Annotated in this window: 16 protein-coding genes; 12 read left to right on the top strand and 4 right to left on the bottom strand. The window is 47.7% G+C overall.

The features are described 5' to 3' along the window. The first annotated feature begins 96 nt into the window (after positions 1–96). The 12 genes from DF182_RS15175 to DF182_RS15120 all read left to right on the top strand — a co-directional run bounded on the left by DF182_RS15175 (position 97) and on the right by DF182_RS15120 (position 11,160). On the top strand, positions 97–768 hold the full coding sequence (locus DF182_RS15175; protein ID WP_245957448.1) for a FadR/GntR family transcriptional regulator: 672 nt from the start codon (positions 97–99) through the stop codon (positions 766–768). Positions 769–818: 50 nt separating this feature from the next. Further along, entirely contained in the window at positions 819–2,045 is a 1,227-nt protein-coding gene (locus tag DF182_RS15170) for an MFS transporter (protein WP_113616424.1), read from the top strand. Positions 2,046–2,153: 108 nt separating this feature from the next. After that, positions 2,154–3,059 (top strand): EamA family transporter, encoded by a 906-nt coding sequence (locus DF182_RS15165; RefSeq protein ID WP_113616423.1) that lies wholly within the window; start codon positions 2,154–2,156, stop codon positions 3,057–3,059. Positions 3,060–3,123: 64 nt separating this feature from the next. Continuing rightward, positions 3,124–3,774 carry a tetratricopeptide repeat protein gene (locus DF182_RS15160; protein WP_113616422.1) on the top strand — a complete coding sequence of 217 codons (651 nt, stop codon included), beginning with the start codon at positions 3,124–3,126 and terminating at the stop codon, positions 3,772–3,774. Between the two features lie 71 nt (positions 3,775–3,845). Next, a complete protein-coding gene (locus DF182_RS15155) occupies positions 3,846–5,792 on the top strand; it encodes a TonB-dependent receptor plug domain-containing protein (RefSeq protein WP_113616421.1) in 1,947 nt (648 codons plus the stop codon). A 17-nt stretch (positions 5,793–5,809) separates the two neighbouring features. Then, complete coding sequence (locus DF182_RS15150) at positions 5,810–6,406, top strand: DUF6580 family putative transport protein (protein WP_113616420.1); 597 nt, start codon at positions 5,810–5,812, stop codon at positions 6,404–6,406. Between the two features lie 126 nt (positions 6,407–6,532). Continuing rightward, positions 6,533–7,867 carry a DUF5074 domain-containing protein gene (locus tag DF182_RS15145; protein ID WP_113616419.1) on the top strand — a complete coding sequence of 445 codons (1,335 nt, stop codon included), beginning with the start codon at positions 6,533–6,535 and terminating at the stop codon, positions 7,865–7,867. A 68-nt stretch (positions 7,868–7,935) separates the two neighbouring features. Further along, a complete protein-coding gene (cobU, locus tag DF182_RS15140; protein ID WP_113616418.1) occupies positions 7,936–8,451 on the top strand; it encodes a bifunctional adenosylcobinamide kinase/adenosylcobinamide-phosphate guanylyltransferase in 516 nt (171 codons plus the stop codon). Between the two features lie 7 nt (positions 8,452–8,458). Further along, positions 8,459–9,502, top strand: coding sequence for a nicotinate-nucleotide--dimethylbenzimidazole phosphoribosyltransferase (gene cobT, locus DF182_RS15135; RefSeq protein WP_113616417.1), 1,044 nt, complete (start codon positions 8,459–8,461; stop codon positions 9,500–9,502). Continuing rightward, entirely contained in the window at positions 9,499–10,278 is a 780-nt protein-coding gene (locus DF182_RS15130) for an adenosylcobinamide-GDP ribazoletransferase (protein WP_113616416.1), read from the top strand. Before cobT ends, DF182_RS15130 begins: the two co-directional genes overlap by 4 nt. Further along, positions 10,260–10,817, top strand: a complete 558-nt coding sequence (gene cobC / locus DF182_RS15125; RefSeq protein WP_113616415.1) for an alpha-ribazole phosphatase — start codon at positions 10,260–10,262, stop codon at positions 10,815–10,817. The genes DF182_RS15130 and cobC overlap by 19 nt, the downstream gene beginning before the upstream one ends. A 133-nt stretch (positions 10,818–10,950) precedes the next feature. Further along, the gene (locus DF182_RS15120) at positions 10,951–11,160 is read left to right on the top strand and encodes a Sec-independent protein translocase subunit TatA/TatB (protein WP_113616414.1); all 210 of its coding nucleotides are present in this window, start codon (positions 10,951–10,953) and stop codon (positions 11,158–11,160) included. A gap of 65 nt (positions 11,161–11,225) precedes the next feature. On the opposite strand, the gene DF182_RS15115 is transcribed toward DF182_RS15120, so the two are convergent. The 4 genes from DF182_RS15115 to DF182_RS15100 form a co-directional block, all read right to left on the bottom strand. Continuing rightward, positions 11,226–12,527: a DUF5690 family protein gene (locus tag DF182_RS15115; RefSeq protein ID WP_113616413.1), complete on the bottom strand. Its 1,302-nt coding sequence runs from the start codon at positions 12,525–12,527 to the stop codon at positions 11,226–11,228. A gap of 191 nt (positions 12,528–12,718) precedes the next feature. Then, positions 12,719–14,305: a SusD/RagB family nutrient-binding outer membrane lipoprotein gene (locus tag DF182_RS15110; protein WP_113616412.1), complete on the bottom strand. Its 1,587-nt coding sequence runs from the start codon at positions 14,303–14,305 to the stop codon at positions 12,719–12,721. A gap of 20 nt (positions 14,306–14,325) precedes the next feature. Then, on the bottom strand, positions 14,326–17,535 hold the full coding sequence (locus DF182_RS15105) for a SusC/RagA family TonB-linked outer membrane protein (RefSeq protein WP_113616411.1): 3,210 nt from the start codon (positions 17,533–17,535) through the stop codon (positions 14,326–14,328). 122 nt (positions 17,536–17,657) lie between these two features. Further along, a complete protein-coding gene (locus tag DF182_RS15100; protein ID WP_245957447.1) occupies positions 17,658–18,263 on the bottom strand; it encodes a helix-turn-helix domain-containing protein in 606 nt (201 codons plus the stop codon). Between the last annotated feature and the right edge of the window lie 5 nt (positions 18,264–18,268).

The raw sequence follows: 18,268 nt of genomic DNA, 5'->3' as shown, positions 1-18,268 counted from the left end.
GTTCGTAAAAACCGTGTAGGTGTCCCCGTTCAGGTCTAACGTCAAAAATTCAAAAAAATTCAAAATCTTTCCTTACCTTTGCAAACATCTGATGATATGATGATAACACCGCAACCTTTAAAACGTCAAAGTCTGGCTGAAGAAGTAGCTGCCAGATTGCAGGAACTGATCCTAACGGGTAAGTATACCACAGGGCAGCAGCTGCCTACAGAACCGGAGCTGATGCAACAGTTTGGCGTGGGTCGTTCCAGCGTACGCGAGGCGGTGAAATGCCTGGCCAACAGAGGGCTGGTACGGGTACAACAGGGCGTAGGTACTTTTGTGATATCACAGATCGGTGTGGGAGAACCTTTCTCCCAGCGCGTGCAGCGGGCGGATTTTGAAGAACTGAATGAAGTACGGCTTTTACTGGAAGTAAAAATCGCCGAAAGGGCGGCCATACATCGGACCAATAAAGATATTGAGAAGATGAAAAGCTTTCTGAAAAAGCGGTTCACACATGCTACCGCCAACGAGCTGGAGGCCTGCATACAGGCAGACATCAACTTCCATACGGCTATTGCAGAGGCGTCCAAAAATGAAATCATGCTGGACCTTTACAAGACTGTGGCCACCCACCTGAAAGAATCCTTTATCCTGCGCTATGGCAATACGGATTCTTTTATTGAGTCACAGTCACTCCATGATGCATTGCTGCAAAGCATTGTTGACAAGGATCCGTCAAAAGCGCTGCACTGGGCAACGAAGATCAGTAGCCATATCAAATAAATTTTTTTAACCTTAAACATCAGATGATCTGACCTTAAACGAGTTTAACAATGGCAACACTCACTCAACAAGCGCCCCAAAACGTAGCGCAACAAGCTGCCCAGCAGACCGTCTTTTCCATTCTGATAGCACTCAGCTTCACCCACTTCCTGAATGACACCCTGCAATCTCTGATACCGGCCATGTATCCGCTGGTAAGGGAATCGCTCAATCTCAACTTTACACAGGTAGGGCTGATCACGCTGACCTTCCAGATGTCTGCTTCTATACTGCAACCGTTGGTAGGTATGTATACCGACAAAAGACCACAGCCCTTCTCGCTGGCTATAGGCATGGCCTTTACATTGATAGGACTGGTAAGTCTGTCTTTTGCCCATTCCCTGCCTATGGTGCTGGTATCAGTAGCGCTGATAGGCATCGGTTCTTCTGTATTTCATCCTGAAGCCTCCCGTATGGCGCGTATGGCCTCCGGAGGTAAACATGGCATGGCACAGTCCCTGTTTCAGCTGGGTGGCAATGCCGGCAGTTCCCTGGGACCTTTACTGGCGGCCATGATCATTGTACCGCTGGGGCAGTTCCATATTATCTGGTTTTCCCTGGTGGCGCTGCTGGCTATCGGTGTGATGATCTATCTGGGTAAATGGTATAAGGTCAATACGCACCGGGCCAAACCCAAGGCGATGAAGCTTCCCGGTCAACAGCAACAGCTTCCTTCCACCACGGTAGTGATCTCACTGAGCATACTACTGATACTGATCTTCTCCAAATACTTCTACATGGCCAGCATGACCAGTTATTATACCTTTTACCTGATGGACCGTTTCGGTATATCTGTACAAAGTTCACAGGTATATCTGTTCATCTTCCTGTTTTCCGTAGCCGCGGGCACCTTTATCGGTGGTCCGGTGGGCGACCGTATCGGCCGTAAATACGTGATCTGGATTTCCATACTGGGCGTGGCGCCGTTTTCCTTGTTATTGCCACATGCCAATTTATTCTGGACTGCTGTGCTGAGTGTATTCATTGGCGTTATACTGTCTTCCGCATTTTCTGCCATTCTGGTATATGCGCAGGAACTGTTACCGGGCAAAGAGGGCATGATAGCAGGACTTTTCTTTGGACTGGCCTTTGGTATGGGTGGTATTGGCTCTGCCCTGCTGGGCAAGCTGGCAGACGCTACCAGTATACAGTATGTTTACCAGATCTGTGCTTATCTGCCGTTAATAGGACTCCTTACCGGGTTCCTGCCAAATCTGGAAAAACAGCAGCATAAATAATTTTGTTCCTTAAACAGGATAAAGGGCGCAGAGCTCGCAAAGAATTAACAGACTTTGCGTACTTTGCGCCCCCCTTGTTTTTGGGAGAAAATAAAAACAATTATCAACATGTGGAAAGGAATTCTGCTGGTGCTCACAGGCGCCATCAGCTTTGGAATATTATCAACGATTGTTAAACTGGGCTACCACGAAGGCTTTACCCTCGGCGAGCTGTGCAGCATACAGGCAGGCTTCGGGATGCTGGCATTGTGGGGTATCCATCTGTTATCCGGTCGTACTACCTACGGACTTAAAAACAAAGATGTCCGGACTTCTTTTATTCTGGGCAGTTCAACCGGATTGGTGAGCATCACATATTACCAAAGCGTACAATATATTCCAGCCAGTATTGCCATTATTCTGCTGATGCAGTTTACCTGGATGAGTATGCTGGCCGAATGGCTGATTTATAAAAAGCGGCCCAGTGCTATACAATGGGTGGCCGTTGTATTTATCCTGGCCGGTACCCTGCTGGCGGGCGGGCTATTCAACAGTCGCGGGCTTAACCTCGACTGGCGGGGCATTGGCTTTGGTATGCTGGCAGCCATTTTTTACACCACTTTTATTGTGGTGAGTGGCCGGGTGGGTCAAACGCTTACGCCAGTGCTGAAAAGTGCCTGGATTGTAACGGGCGCCTTCCTGCTGATCACCCTGATATTTCCTCCTACTTACCTGTGGAACGGACGTCTGACTACGCCGCCACTCTGGCTGTGGGGGCTGCCGCTGGCTACCTTCGGTACCGTACTGCCGCCTTTTCTGTTTTCCAAAGGTATGCCTCAGACAGGGGTGGCTCTGGGCGCCATTCTCAGCGCGGCTGAACTGCCAGTGGCCACCATTGCCGCAACCATTGTCCTGCACGAACAGGTAACGCCCCTGCAAATAGCCGGGGTATTGATCATCCTGTCAGCCATTGTAGCGGCTAATCTGAAAAAACCGAAAGCGGCCCTGGCCAAAAGCGAAGTATTAAACCCATGAGGTGTTTTTTTTATTTATCTTTGCCCCCGCTATTAGAACCTAGTGATTTACGAACAGTTTTTTCATGAAAGCATTTAACTTTTTTATCTTATATCGTTTCCCCATCGGGATCGTGTTATTGGTGGCCGGTATTGTACTCGGAGTTACTGTGGGATGGTGGGAAGCTACCCTCGTATTGCTGCTCGCTGCTATCTGTATTGCGACCCATCTTCTGTTTGGGCCAATGCGGCTGGTACAGGAAGCAGTAGAAGCTGGTGATATCGAACGCGCCACTGCCCTGATGAATATGGTGAAATTTCCTAAGCTGCTGTATAAACCAATCCGTTCTGTATACTTCTTCATGCAAAGTAACATGGCCATGTACAGCAACGACCTGGACAAAGCAGAAAGCACCATCCGCCAAAGCATCCAGTCCGGCAGCCCGATGAAGGAATATGAAGGTATGCAGTACTTCCAGCTGGGTACCATCGCTTACCAGAAAAATGATCTGAAAACAGCAGACCAGAACCTGAAGAAAGCAGTACGTATGGGCCTTCCCGATAAGGAAAACACCGCTGCTGCCCTGCTCACACTGGCATCCATTGCCATGAGCCGCCGCGACTTCAAATCTGCCAAGGAATATTTCCGCAGAGCCAAAGCACAGAAACCTACTACCGCTCAAATCGTCAACCAGATCAAGGAAATGGACAAATACATTTCCAGGATGCCGGGATGATAAACAATATTTACTGAAAGAAAGGGCCGGATGATAAACCATCCGGCCCTTTCTTATTCGTAATTTCGCGCATGATGAAACTGAAACTTTACACACTTCCACTTCTTTTATTGTCTGTTTCCGCTGCTGCACAGGACTCCCTATACAGGGTCAGCCAGCTGAACGAAGTTTCCGTGACCGCCACCAAAGGGCCACAGAAAGCCAGCGAAACCGGGAAGGTGATCACCATCCTCCCACATGAATACCTGGAGAAAAACAGCGGCAGAACCATCGCTGCGATCCTCAGCGAACAAGCCGGCATCACTATCAACGGCGCTCAGAACAACCGGGGCACCATCCCTGAAGTATATATCCGCGGCGCCTCCAACGGCAACGCCCTCATACTCATAGACGGCCTGCCCGTTAACGATGCCTCCCAGATCGCCAACACGTTTGATCTCAACTTCATCTCTCCCGAACAGGTGGAAAGAATTGAAATACTCCGTGGCAGCCAGTCTACACTCTACGGCTCCAACGCTGTAGCCGGCGTGATCAACATCATCACCCGAAAAAACAACGGAAAAAAATTCGGCGTTTCTGCCAACACCAGCTACGGCAGCTATAATAGTTTTCAGGGTAACGCCAACGTATATGGCAATGCCGGCAAATTCTCCTACCTGCTGGGCTACAAATATGAAAACGCTACCGGTTTCTCCGACGCCTACGACAGCACCGGCAAAGCCGGCTTCGACAAAGACGGCTTCCGGCAGCATACCGTATTTGCCAAATTAGGTCTGCAGGCTACTTCCCGGTGGAGACTCCAGTACCTGTTTAATTACAGCAACTACCACCACGACCTCGATGAAGGCGCTTTCATCGATGATAAAGACTATACCGGCAAATTCAAATACCTGCTCAATGGCTTCAGCAGCGAATACCAGTTCAGAAAAGGCAGCTGGCATGTGCTGTACAGCTATCAGCAAACCAAAAGGGACATCCTGAACGATTCCGGTTATGTGGCTGCCAACGGGTTTGGCAAATACGACCAGTCAGCATTCTCTTCCAACATCCATCAGGTAGAGTCTTATGTGAACTGGAATGCGACCGATATCATCCGCGTGGTGGCCGGTGGCGCCTTTACCCGGGCCAATATGAACCAGTACGACTGGTACCTTGGCAACTATCCCGGCGCAACACCTTATATCACCGAGCTAGCGAAAGACAGTTCACATGCCAGCCAGACCAGCGTATATGCTTCCATGTTACTGCATAATCTGGGGGGCTTCAACCTGGAAGCCGGCGGCCGTTTGAACTACCATAATCTCTATGGCAGCAATCAAACATTCTCCTTTAATCCTTCCTATCTCATCAACAAAAACAATAAGATATTTCTTAATATATCATCTGCTTACCGAATTCCTTCTCTGTATCAGTTGTATGCTGCCGGTTATGGCAACAAGGACCTGAAACCGGAATCTACTATCAGCTATGAAGCCGGCTACCAGGCTTCTGTAGCACATAATGCGGTGGATTTCCGGGTGACTGGCTTTGCCCGCAATACAAAAGACCTGATCATCTTTTACACGGAAAGTTCCGGTTTGAGTCATTATGCCAATGCTGACAAACAGCAGGCTTATGGTGCAGAGGCAGAGGTGAGCTGGCATATCACACGGCAGCTGAACCTGAATGTGAACTACACTTACGTTGACGGCCGTCTGAAAACGGTTCAGAACGGAAAAGATACTTCCTGGTATAATCTTTACCGGATTCCCAAACATGCGGTGAACGCTACATTGGGCTATCAGATAACCCCAGCCTTGTATGCCAGCGCTACCTACCGTTATACCGGTGAACGCTATCAGGCCAAACAGCCGATGGGTGATTATTACACACTGGACCTTTATGGTGAGTATAAATTTGGTAACTTGCTTAAAATTTTTGCCGGGTTCAGAAATATCACCGATTATCAGTATTTTGATATCCTTGGCTATAATTCCCGCCGGTTTAACTGGAATGCCGGTATCACTTTAAATTTGTAAACATTAAAACCAACATAATGTCTTTAAAGAATCTCAATCCCCGATTTGGTATACTGTTGCTGTTTATGCTGGCAGCTGGTATTATACGCGTGATGTTGGGAGCTGATCAGTCTACTCTCCAACCGATCGCCATGTTTACTCCGGTAGGAGCAATGGCCCTGTTTGGTGGTGCTTCCTTCTCCGAAAAATGGAAATCATATGCTTTTCCGCTGCTGACATTGTTTTTGAGTGATGTGGTACTGATGCAGGTTTTCCATCCCCAATATGCACAAGGCCTGTTATACAAAGGCTGGATGGCTAACTACATCAGCTTTGTGTTTATCGTACTGGTTGGTCAGCTGATGATCCGCAAGATGAGCGCAGGTCGTATTGCCCTGGCTTCTGTGGCAGCAGCACTGGTACATTTCACTGTTTCCAACTTCGGCGTATGGCTGAGCGGTTCCACTGATATCACTACCGGTTTGCCTTATACCAAAGACCTGGCAGGCCTCTCCAAATGCTATATTCTCGCCATACCATTTATGCAGTATTTCCTGGTAGGAACCCTGGTATACAGCGCAGTCTTCTTCGGTAGCTTTGCACTGGTACAGCGCAAGCTGCACCTGGCCCGCTAAGATATTTTTCTGATTTTTTTATTTAGAGATTTACTTATTGTTACAGAGCACGCTGGTTTTTAATAATCGGCAGCGCTGTAGCAATAGCTAAATCTCTAAATGTTTACATAAACAAATAATCCTACCATGCGAAGATTTACTCTCCGACTTCAGCAGCTCTTTCTACTGGCAGCGGCTGTAATGCTAACTTTTTCAGCCTGTACCAAAGAGAATGTTGCAGCAATTGTTGTTCCTGTGATCAGCAGCCCTGGCCTGAAAGACGGAAAAGATACCATTGCTGTTGGTGATACCCGAGTGTTAAGGCCCCAGCTGACCGATGCCAGCAACCCTACTTTTCTGTGGCTCGTGAATGGTGCACCTTCTGGCAGCGACTCTACATTTACCTTTACTCCCACTACCTCCGGCGACTATACGATTTCCTTAAAGATAAGCTCCGGCAACAGTTTCACTTCCTTCTTCTACCGGATCAAGGTTACCGATAAATATGACAACGGTTTCTTTATCGTGAACGAAGGCTGGTTTGGCCATGGCCCCGGAGATGTTAACTTCTACCGTTACGGAGATGATACAGTATATCAGAACATCTTCCAGCGGGAGAATCCTGGTAAGACACTGGGTACTACCACTGAGTTCGGTGCTATCTACAACAACCGGATTTATCTGTTGTCCAAGCAAGGACCGATGGTCATAGCAGATGCACACAACATGAAGGAAATAGGTCGTATAGCCCAGCTACCTGCTGACGGGCGGGCTTTCTGCGGTATCAATCCTAATCTGGGCCTTATCTCTACTGTTAATGGCATCTACCAGCTGAACCTGCAAACCCTGACTGTTGGGGCTAAAATAGCCGGTATTGACGGTCAGGTAGGTACTATGCTGAAAGAAGGCAATTATGTGTTTGTCATGTCTCAGAACAATGGTATCGTAGTGCTGAACGCCAGTGATTTCAGCATTGTAAGCACGCTGGTAAAAGCAGACATCGGACTGGCCCGCACACCAGACGGTACTATCTGGGCAGGAGCCGGTCAGCAGCTGTTTGCCATTAATCCGGCTACACTGACCGTTACCAATATCAATGTGCCTTTCACGCTCAACGGTGCCTGGGGAGCCTGGAACGCGACTATGATCAGCGCTTCCTCTATTGAAAACGCAGTGTTCATCGCTAAAATCAATGCCTGGGGTGCTGGTGGCAGAGAGATCTACAAGTACCAAACGGGCAACCCTTCTTCCCTGCAAACACCTTTTGTGACTTTACCAGCGAACAGAGAGCTGATTGGCGCCGGTTTCCGGTATAATCCGAATAACAACACCCTGGTAGCCACTGCTGTTGAGCCGGGCTATGGGGATCACTATAAACAGAACACACTGTTTATCTATGACGCCACTTCAGCAGCTACGATCAAAAGCATTCCTTATGAAGGCTTTTTCTTCCCTGCTATACCGGTGTTCAACAAACAATAAATTCACCCGGGTTGCGAATAACAAGGATCATGCGTTATTCGCAACCCGTTATCGCAATTTGAAAAGATATGATTACGCTGGTGACAGGTGGCGCCAGGTCCGGTAAAAGCAGGTATGCGCAGGAACAGGCGCTTACTGAGAGCCAACAACCGGTATATGTGGCCACCGCCAAAGTATGGGATGAGGATTTCGCACAGCGTATCCAACGCCATAAAACAGAACGCGGCCCCCAATGGACCAACTATGAGGAAGAGCTGTATGTCAGCCAACTTCCGCTTGTGGGTAAAACCGTTGTGGTGGACTGCGTTACATTGTGGCTGACGAATTTTTTCACGCTCCACGATTATGATGCCGACAAAACGCTTGCAGCTCTGCAGGCGGAGATCGATGCCCTTCAACAACAACAAGGCCACTTCCTGATCGTTACCAATGAAATAGGCATGGGCGTACATGCCGAAACTGCGGTGGGACGGAAGTTTACAGACCTTCAGGGCTGGGCCAATCAATATATAGCACGCATAGCCGATACCGTAGTGCTCATGATTTCAGGGATCCCTGTTGTGATTAAAAAACAGGAAAAATAAATATACGATGCAGCACATAACCATCTCACCACTGTCGAATGAGCTGAAAACAGCATTACAGGATAAGATAGACCAGAAAACAAAACCACCCGGTTCACTGGGTAGACTTGAGCAGCTGGCGTTACAGGTTGGCCTGATACAAAACAGCCTTACGCCTGTATTGAAAAACCCATCCATTATTGTATTTGCGGGCGACCATGGCATTGCAGCCGATGGACTGGTAAATCCTTTCCCGCAGGCCGTTACCGCCCAGATGGTGTACAACTTTCTGCAGGGTGGTGCAGCCATCAATGTATTTTGTAGACAACACCAATTGAAGCTGACAGTAGTAGATGCTGGTGTAAACCATGAGTTCCCACCACATCCGCTGTTAAGAGACCGTAAAATAGCCCGTGGTACACAAAACTACCTCCATGGGCCGGCCATGTCGCCGGACCAGTGCCGGCTGGCCATGCAGGCCGGCGCCGATGAAGTAAAGCTGGCATATGACGCTGGCTGCAATACTATCGGCTTTGGAGAAATGGGCATAGGCAATACCTCTTCTGCTGCCCTGCTGATGAGCTATTTTACCGGCATCCCGGTAGCTGACTGCATAGGGATAGGCACAGGCTCCAACGCCCAGCAGCTGACCCAGAAAATAGCAGTATTGCAGCAGGTAATGGCACATCACGTAAAACCCAAAACCGCAGAGCAGGCACTGGCCACCTTCGGTGGTTTTGAAATAGCGATGATTACCGGTGCCATCCTTCAGGCTGCCGCCCTGAACATGATTGTAGTGATAGACGGGTTTATTGTCACCGCTGCCCTGCTGGCAGCTGCAGCCATGCAGCCTGCCGTGAAAGACTATTGCGTATTTGCGCATTGCTCAGAAGAAAAAGGCCACAAAGCGATGCTGCAGTACCTTGGCGTAAAGCCTGTTATGCAGCTGGACATGCGCCTCGGAGAAGGTACCGGCGCAGCCATGGCTATTCCCGTAATTCAAAGCGCCGTGCTGTTCCTCAATGAAATGGCCAGCTTCAACAGCGCGCAAGTATCAAACCGCACAATATGAGAAAACAGTGGCAGCTATTGCTCACCGCTATCATGTTTTATACACGTATACCCGTTAACGTTAATACGGACTACCATCCAGATATGCTCAATAAAGCCACCCGTTATCTGCCGTTGATAGGCTGGATAACAGGTGGTATTATGCTTTCCGTACTGTATATTTTCGGTGATATCGCTCCCAGGCTGGTAGCCATTCTGTTATCTATTATCCTCAGCATCTGGGTAACCGGCGCCTTCCATGAAGATGGTTTTGCCGATATGTGCGATGGCTTTGGTGGCGGATGGACCAAAGAACGTATCCTGGAAATCATGAAAGACAGCCGTATCGGCACCTATGGCATGCTGGGCCTGCTGTTGCTCATGACCATGAAATACATCTGCCTGATTCCGCTGACGCTCAACAAGGTAATGCTGGCCGTCATCATAGCCCAGCCCCTGAGCCGGTTTGTAGCAGTCAGTATCATCTATACCCATGAGTATGTACGGGAAAATGAAGACAGTAAAGCGAAACCGGTATCCAAAGGCATCTGTCTGCCCGATCTGCTGCTGGCAGCCAGCTTCGGCATATTTCCACTGCTGGGCGTGATCGCTTTTACAGGCAACTATGCCCTCCTGCTGATACTGCCGGCACTGATGCTTGTACGCTGGTATATGGCGCGCCTCATGACCAAGTGGATCGGCGGCTATACCGGCGACTGCCTTGGTGCTGTCCAACAAGTTTCTGAAACAGTCATATATTTGTGCTTTTGTATTCTCGCATGGAAATATACCTCATAAGACATACGACGCCTGCCATCGAAAGCGGTATCTGCTACGGCTTTTCAGACATCGATGTGGCAGACACCTTTGAAACGGAAGTGGCTGCTGTCAAAGCTAAACTGCCCACCGGCGATTTCGACGTGTATACCAGCCCGTTACAACGCTGCAGCAAACTGGCCTCAGCCCTCTTTAACCAGGAAATTACTGCTGACGACCGCCTGAAAGAAATGAATTTCGGTGCCTGGGAGATGCTTGCCTGGGACGCCATCGGGCGGGAAGAACTGCAAACATGGGCCGATGATTTTGTACAGGCCCGCGTTCCGCAGGGTGAAAGCTATGAAGAGCTGTACAGCCGCAGTATGGAACTAATTCATGAACTGGTGGAAAAAGACAGGAATGCTGTGATCTTCACTCATGGCGGCGTGATCCGTTCTATACTGGCGCACGCTACTAATACACCACTGGTTGACTCCTTCGATCTCAAGGTACAATACGGCAGGATTTCACAACTGAAGGTAGAAGATGGAGATATAAAGGTTGTTTTTTATAATTCATAAAGAACTGTCTTTATGGGAATTATGTTAAAATTTTCAAATATCTCTGTAAAAAAGTAAAAAACTCTGATTTCGTGCTAACTTTATGTTCGGAATCGCCGTATATTAAAAGCACACAATAAAAAAACAGTTTATAATGGCAACATCACTTTTGAATATTCCGTTTTTGTTTCTGCAGGAAATAGGTATTAAGGAATTACTGCTGATTGCACTGGTAGTTCTCCTCTTGTTTGGTGGTAAAAAAATACCTGAGTTGATGCGCGGTTTGGGCAGCGGCATACGCGAGTTCAAAGATGCCAAAGATGAACCTAAGAAAGAGTCCAAAGGTACTTCCGAAGCAAAATAATCACGCGGATAAAAATTATTGAAGCGCGAAGCTGGAAACAATTTTTCAGCCTCGCGCTTTTTTGTTTAGTTCACTATTCCTAAATGCAGGCTTTCGCCACTATACTTTTTTTTGAAATACAAGGAAGATAACAGCATCATGAGGATGCCGGTGACACACACACCCAGCAGGGCATTTATAAAAAACTGGCTCCAGGACATTGATAAATTGCCAGCATTTTTAAACAACATCACCCCTACACTACCCAGATACCCAAAAGAATCCGCTACATACATAATAAAACCTACGTTACTGGCATATTTGAACACCGCAATCAGCCGTTCAAAAAAGATACAGTTAAAAGGAATATAACCCATATACAGCCCCAGCCCCGTCAATGTCATCCACCACACAGGGTCCAGCTGATGCTGCCGGAACAACAGTGTACTCACCAGCGCTATCAGAAAGCCGGTAATCACAATCAGATGATTCAGCATAAATGCCTGGTAATTGTTCTTCACAAATACCAGCAATCCCATCACAACAATAATGGCAATAGACACAGGTATTTCCGTTTGTGTGAAGATGCCCGCCGTTGTACCATAACCCAGGTCCTTCCAGATATCTGCAGCAAAATTGTCGCGTATATCCCGTAAAACAGTCAGCAGCACATAACTGCCTATCAACAACACCAAACCAGGCAGAAAGGTCTGTAAAAACCGTTTACGTTCCTGTTTATTCATAGGCACGCGTTTAGTGCGCATCAGCACGTCCTTCTCTCCCGGTGGAGGTATCTGCTCCAGCAAAAGGATAAACACCAGGATAGGTAGTAAAAACACCAGGCCGGTTACAAAAGGCATCCAGTACTCTGATACCTGCCAGTCCATCATAGTCATCTTACCTACCGATTTTACAAAACCAGAAGAAAAAATAAAGCTGATAGAAAGCACCGCTCCCATAAACTCCGTGCCACGCCTGCCTTCCAGGTAACTAAACACCAGCCCCCAGATCATCCCCAGCGGAAACCCATTGATAAAAAGAAAAGGAATATTCCAGGGCGCCGGTACCAAGGCAAACCCCAGCAGGGCAGCCCACGATATCAGTATCAAAACAATAATATATTGTGCACGGTAGTTGCCCTTCATTTCAGCAATAAAGCGGATACCATAAAATTTACTGCAGGCATAACCGATGGTCTGACTGATTACCAGCCAGATCTTATAGTCGACACCCATAAAAGAGAGCCCTTCAAATATGCCCGCCGTAAATGGTTTACGGAATGCATACATGCAGGAATAGGTTCCAAATGCCACCAGGGCGGCATATAAAGATAAAACTACGTTCGGCGCCCGTTCCAGCCGCTTCTGTATCCAGGGAATAGTCAGCATTGCCACAAAATATTTGGGCCAAAGGTGCCGATGCAATGTAAACTAATTGTTAAGCAATACTGAACTAATTGTTAAGTATTACTAAATAATCTACTACACATAATTTCCGGGGCCAATCAATAAAAAAGGGCCAGCCAATGGCCAGCCCTTGTAGTCCCAGGGCTAAAGCCCCGGGCTATATTGTGCATTTTTTATTGCAGCAGCCACATCTGCGCATTGATATCATCTGTAGTGCCACCAAACTGGCTTTGCAGGGAAGCAGACCAGTTAACGGTATTGGTGGCTTTCTCCGTATCAGGATACTTGAAACGTTTTGGAATAACGCCACTGTTGCCGGTACCAGCTCCTGTCAGGAAAGTAGGTACCCCTGTACGGCGCTGGTTGAAATAAGCCTCCCAGCCGGAGTTTTCGAAGAAGGCCAGGTATTTCTGGGTGATGATCTGTTTCAGACCATCTGCATTGTTACCCAGGTATTTCACGGTAGCCTGCTGGTAGTAAGTGTTTTCGAAGTCGAAAGGAATATCATAACGTACACCCTTATACGTTTTGTTTACCGTACCGGCTACAGCAGTAGGGATACCGTAAAAGCCCAGTGACGCTTTGATACCTTTTTTATACCATGCTTCCGCATCACCGTTAACCCATCCGCGATTGATCGCTTCAGCCATGTTAAAACACAGTTCAGGGAAACCGATGATTACACCTGGCTCAGCTGCATAGCTGCTGTAGTAGCGGCTTCTGCTACGCAGGGAATAGGCGGCAGTATCCACGTTAGACATTTTGGAAGACATATCCTCCTGGCTCTCGCCGGAAGAAGCACCTACATAGGCAGTAATATCAGAAGGCAGTTTATGCAGTTCGTTGATCTGTTTGGTAGCCGGTTCAGCTGTCACATAAGCCCTGGGATCATTAAGGCCCACGAGGGTATTAAGATAGGTAGCTGACATATTATACCGGGTAGCGTCAAAGCCCAGGTTATCGGGGTTTGATGGGTATTTGTTGATATTATTGTAGATAAACTGCATGTTCTGATCCATTGATTCCATCAACGGATATTTGGCAGGATTACTAACAATATCATTAAATTGTTTAGCCACATTAATATCTGTATCAGTAGTCTTTTTGCTCAGGGCAATGAGTACACGCAGGCGGAAAGTATTGACAGCACGCTGCCATTTGCCCATATCATTACCAAAATAAAAATCACCTTTCAGTACCTGACCTTCTGCATTGGCACTCATATCCGGGTTGGCAATCTGTGCGGCGAGCTGAGTGTTTGCTTCTTCCAGCCATTGCAGGATTTGTATAAACACGGTTTTCTGCGCATCATAAGCCGGTGTAATATCATCTTTTCCCTGGAGTGCTTTTTTCAGCGGAAGTCCGCCCACCAGACTACTCATCCGGTAGTAGAAAAAGGCACGGGCAAACTTACCAATAGCGGTATAGGGATTGACATCTTTACCACCCAGACGTTTAGCTTCTGCCTCCATCTGCTGCACATTGGTCATGGAGAAGTAACTGCCGAAGTCGGCACCATTCCAGTCGTAGCGCTGATCACCATAGTAGTTGTAGTTACAGCAGTCGAACTGGTTCCAGCGCATTACACTGCTCCAGGGCTTGTCGGCATTCATATCACCCAGGATACCGCCCAGCACCAGGCTTGGTGGAACCTGTGCAGGCTTATTGGAATTGATGGAGTATTCTTCAAATTTTTTGTTGCAACTGCTGAGGACGATGCCTGCGAGTGCAGTGAAGGCAACTATTTTCAATGATTTCATACGATACATTTTTAAGCGGATCAGAAGGTGAGATTTACGTTAAAGCCAAACCTGCGGGTGGTAGGTGTTTGCAGGGTGGAAGAGCCCTGGTCTGCGCCAGGATACTGGTCCAGGTCCACGTCTTTGTTTTTAGCAAAGTACAGGAGGTTTCTCCCTACAAAAGAGACATTGGCAGAACGGATAAAAGTGCCTTTCAGCAGGCTTTCCGGCAAGGTGTAACCCAAGGTTACCTCACGCAGCTTGGCGAAAGTTTTACTGATCAGGTTAGCTTCGTTTGTTTTATAGTATACGCTGATATAATCCTGCAGGAAGGTTTTGGTAGTATTAGGAGCAAACTGAAGTTTGTCCGCATTGGTAATATTACCATTGTTATCGTACTGAATAGGTACACCATTGCTTATTACCACACCTTCTCCCTGCCAGGATTTCACACCTTTGTAATCCTGATAGCGGGCATCTCCCATGGCTCCTTCTGTAGTCAGGATATTACGGCCACCGCGGAAGGTCTGTTGCTGGATATAGTCGATCATCTGTCCGCCTACACGACCATCAAACTGGAAGCTGAAAGTAAAGCCTTTGTAGTTGAAGCTGTTATTGATACCCCATGCCCAGTCGGCGCTGGCATTTCCCAGGTACTGCTGTGTAGGATTCACGATCGGGCGGCCATCAGGGCCGTTGATGATCTGTCCATCCGGTGTTCTGGCGAATTTGGTACCAAAGAATTTATCAACCCTGTCTCCTACTCCTACATAAGCTGTCAGCATTTTCTGATCACCATAGATGCTTACATATTTTTCCTGGAAGGTAGACCAGTTGGCCATTACGGTCCAGGTCAGGCCACGTGGGTTTTTAATAGGTGTGGCATTAACGGATACCTCATATCCTGTTTTACGGGTATTCACCCCGTTGAGCAGGTACGCTTCCTCACCGGTGCTGGGAGGCAGTGAGAGGGTGTAAATACGAGGACCATTGAGATTGGTAAAGTAGGTAGCGTCTACGCCTATACGATTTTTCAGGAAGCGGATGTCCATACCTACTTCAGTTACTTTACTGGTAAATGGTTGCAGGTTCGGGTTGGCGATCACGCGTGTGTAATAAGCGGCTGCCTGGTTGCCATATACCTGCGACACACTATATACCGGAGAGTTATAATTGGGGCCATCATACGAAGATTTGTATTCTGTACCATAACCCAGTGGGTAGTTTGCCTCCGGAGTAGCACCGATAGTTGGTGAAGTGAAGCCGCCTTTTACGTTGGCATAGGAGCCTCTGAATTTCAGGAAGGAGATCACTTCCGGCAGATTCACATAGTCAGATACTACGGTACTTAATGACACAGAAGGATAGGAATAGGAATTGTGGGAAACGGGCAGGTTGGAAGCCTTGTCCAGCCTGTCTGTCAGCGACAGTGTTGCATATTTGCCGAGGTCAATGTCTACATAACCATAGGCACTGAGTACCAGCATTGGTGCGTAGTAGCTGGTAGCATACAACGGATCGCGGGAGTTGCCAAAGCCATACCATCCCGGTGCATTCAGGTAACTGGTAGAAGTAAAGCTGGAGTTATATTTAAAGGAACGGGCGTTACCACCAACAGATGCACGGATACCGATTTTATGCGGGAATACGTTGGCATAGGACAGCATCAGGTCTGTATTGTTTTCATACAGGGAACGTCTATCTTCCCGGTAGTCACCTTTACCTTCTTCACGACCATAAGGGTGGGCGGAATAAGGCATTTTCTCGGTACGCATCAGGTCATAGCTGGTCACCTGTGTGCGGGCCATCAGCTCCAGTTTATCATTGAATTTATAGGTGAGTTTAGCGTAGCCGTTGAGATCTGTTTTATGGTGACCGCGCAGCCATTCATAACTCATAAACCAGGGGTTGTGATAACGTTGGTATTCTGCGTAGATAGACTGAATACCTTCTTTACCAGGCTGCCAGTAATTGCGCATATCATCCATGCTCCAGTCGGCACCTGCCCAGATGAGGGTATTGTAGATGATACTGTTAGGTCCGTAGGTCACATCAGGGAAGTTATCACTGGCCTGACGGTTGTAGTTAAGATATGCTTCCAGACGCAGTTTCGGAGAGAAGCTGTAACCGGCGTTGATATTGAAGTTGACGATATCCAGTGAAGTGTTAGGCACAATACCTTTCTGGTATGAATTGGAGAGGGAGAAACGCAGATCAGCCTTGTCTGTATGAGCAGAAACGGCCAGGTTGTTGGTGCTCAGCATACCCGTGCGCAGGAAGCGCTGCAGGTTGTTTTTACCACGTGCGGTCCAGGGAGTGCCGGTACGTTTGCCGGTAGCAGGATCGATAGGACTGTCGTACTGAGGAATGAGCTGGCCTTCAAATTTAGGCCCCCAAACGTCATAGTCGGCATCGTTTACACCGGCGCCTTTACCGTCTACGAAAGCGTATTTACCGTGATCGCCAGGGCCGTAGAGGTCCTGTACTTTCGGTATGGCGTTGAAGCCTTTTTCGAACATGGTGCTTGAGTTGAACTCGATAGCGTAACCTCTTTTATCACGGGCGCCTTTTTTGGTGGTGATCATGATAGCGCCGTTGAGGCCACGGGAGCCATAGAGGGCGGAAGCGGTGGCACCTTTCAGGACAGTATAACTTTCGATATCATCCGGAGAGATATTCCAGGTGTCGGAGTTAATAGGTACACCATCTACTACGTAGAGGGTGATATTAGTACCGCGGAGCTGCACCATTGGAGCAGCCAGCAGTTCGGCAGAAGCACCTACAGTGAGGCCGGCTACTTTACCTACCAGACCGTTGATGGGATTGGGTTCCCTGGCCTTTACGAGGTCGGCGCCTTTTACTTCCTGTACAGCGTAGCCTACGCGTTTTACTTCTTTTCGTATACCCAGTGCCGTTACTACCACTTCATCCAGCGCTTTTTTGTCCTGCTGCAGGGTAATGGTAAGGCTACTGCGGTTATTGACGGGATATTTAACGGGGAGAAAGCCGATAAAAGTTACTTCCAGGACGTCGGTACCGGCGGCGGCGATGCTGAAGTTTCCATTCGGATCGGTGACAGCGCCCTTGTTTGCACCGATAACTTTGATGGTGGCGCCGATAACGGGCTGGTTATCGCCTTCGGAAATTACTTTTCCATTGATGACCTGTTGTGCTGTGGCAGTTGTTACAGAAAACAAAAGCAATAGCAGGGCACTTAACAGTGCAAGTGCCTGGCGTAGGTTTGATTGCATAGCAATTTAGATTAGGGGGTAATTTTGATTACTGTGCAAAGGTTAGGTTCGAATATGATGGAAATGTTAAGTTATACTAAAATTAACGTTAAGTATTTGTATATGAAAGTCAGGAAGGTTTACTATTTATCACTGTCGAGGAAGAAATACACGACGAGGATTTGAGCGGTATCCTCGCCTATATTGGCGGGTTTGTGTCCAAGGCGGCCATCGAAAAAGAGGGAATCCCCTTCTTCCAGAATATATTTTTCGTTATCGATGAGGTATTCGACGGAGCCTTTGATAATATATTTATACTCGTAGGCGTCGGTTTTAACGATCTGGGAGCGGCGGGCGCCTTTTTTCAGTTCGAGGATAACGATATCCACGGGGAAGTTCTTCACATTTTTGGTGAGAACTCTTTTGTACTGAAATCCTTTGGCAGGCTCTTTTTCGAATTCCTGGTAGGATGATTTCTGTTTGATGATGACCTTAGCCTGCTGGGAATGCTGGTCTATTTCATTAAAAAACTCGTTCATATCAAGGTTGAGTGCCCGGATAATGTTGATGAGCACCAGCAGGGATGGCACGGTACGATTGTTCTCTATCTGGGAGATGAGTCCTTTGCTGACATCTGCTTTGTCTGCCAGTTCCTGAATGGTAATGCCTTTGGCTTTCCGTTTTTCCTTGATCTTGTTACTGATCTGAATAATGATATCCTCCGTCATATAGGTCGCTCTTAGAGACAAAGATA

This window comes from Chitinophaga flava (assembly GCF_003308995.1).
Lineage (GTDB): Bacteria > Bacteroidota > Bacteroidia > Chitinophagales > Chitinophagaceae > Chitinophaga > Chitinophaga flava.
This window is presented reverse-complemented; position numbering and strand designations above follow the sequence as displayed.

What these genes read in the sequence shown, in the direction of transcription:
- DF182_RS15175 (WP_245957448.1), top strand. Translation starts at nt 97, where the DNA reads ATGATGATAACACCGCAACCTTTAAAACGTCAAAGTCTGGCTGAAGAA.
- DF182_RS15170 (WP_113616424.1), top strand. Translation starts at nt 819, where the DNA reads ATGGCAACACTCACTCAACAAGCGCCCCAAAACGTAGCGCAACAAGCT.
- DF182_RS15165 (WP_113616423.1), top strand. Translation starts at nt 2,154, where the DNA reads ATGTGGAAAGGAATTCTGCTGGTGCTCACAGGCGCCATCAGCTTTGGA.
- DF182_RS15160 (WP_113616422.1), top strand. Translation starts at nt 3,124, where the DNA reads ATGAAAGCATTTAACTTTTTTATCTTATATCGTTTCCCCATCGGGATC.
- DF182_RS15155 (WP_113616421.1), top strand. Translation starts at nt 3,846, where the DNA reads ATGATGAAACTGAAACTTTACACACTTCCACTTCTTTTATTGTCTGTT.
- DF182_RS15150 (WP_113616420.1), top strand. Translation starts at nt 5,810, where the DNA reads ATGTCTTTAAAGAATCTCAATCCCCGATTTGGTATACTGTTGCTGTTT.
- DF182_RS15145 (WP_113616419.1), top strand. Translation starts at nt 6,533, where the DNA reads ATGCGAAGATTTACTCTCCGACTTCAGCAGCTCTTTCTACTGGCAGCG.
- cobU (WP_113616418.1), top strand. Translation starts at nt 7,936, where the DNA reads ATGATTACGCTGGTGACAGGTGGCGCCAGGTCCGGTAAAAGCAGGTAT.
- cobT (WP_113616417.1), top strand. Translation starts at nt 8,459, where the DNA reads ATGCAGCACATAACCATCTCACCACTGTCGAATGAGCTGAAAACAGCA.
- DF182_RS15130 (WP_113616416.1), top strand. Translation starts at nt 9,499, where the DNA reads ATGAGAAAACAGTGGCAGCTATTGCTCACCGCTATCATGTTTTATACA.
- cobC (WP_113616415.1), top strand. Translation starts at nt 10,260, where the DNA reads ATGGAAATATACCTCATAAGACATACGACGCCTGCCATCGAAAGCGGT.
- DF182_RS15120 (WP_113616414.1), top strand. Translation starts at nt 10,951, where the DNA reads ATGGCAACATCACTTTTGAATATTCCGTTTTTGTTTCTGCAGGAAATA.
- DF182_RS15115 (WP_113616413.1), bottom strand. Translation starts at nt 12,527, where the DNA reads ATGCTGACTATTCCCTGGATACAGAAGCGGCTGGAACGGGCGCCGAAC.
- DF182_RS15110 (WP_113616412.1), bottom strand. Translation starts at nt 14,305, where the DNA reads ATGAAATCATTGAAAATAGTTGCCTTCACTGCACTCGCAGGCATCGTC.
- DF182_RS15105 (WP_113616411.1), bottom strand. Translation starts at nt 17,535, where the DNA reads ATGCAATCAAACCTACGCCAGGCACTTGCACTGTTAAGTGCCCTGCTA.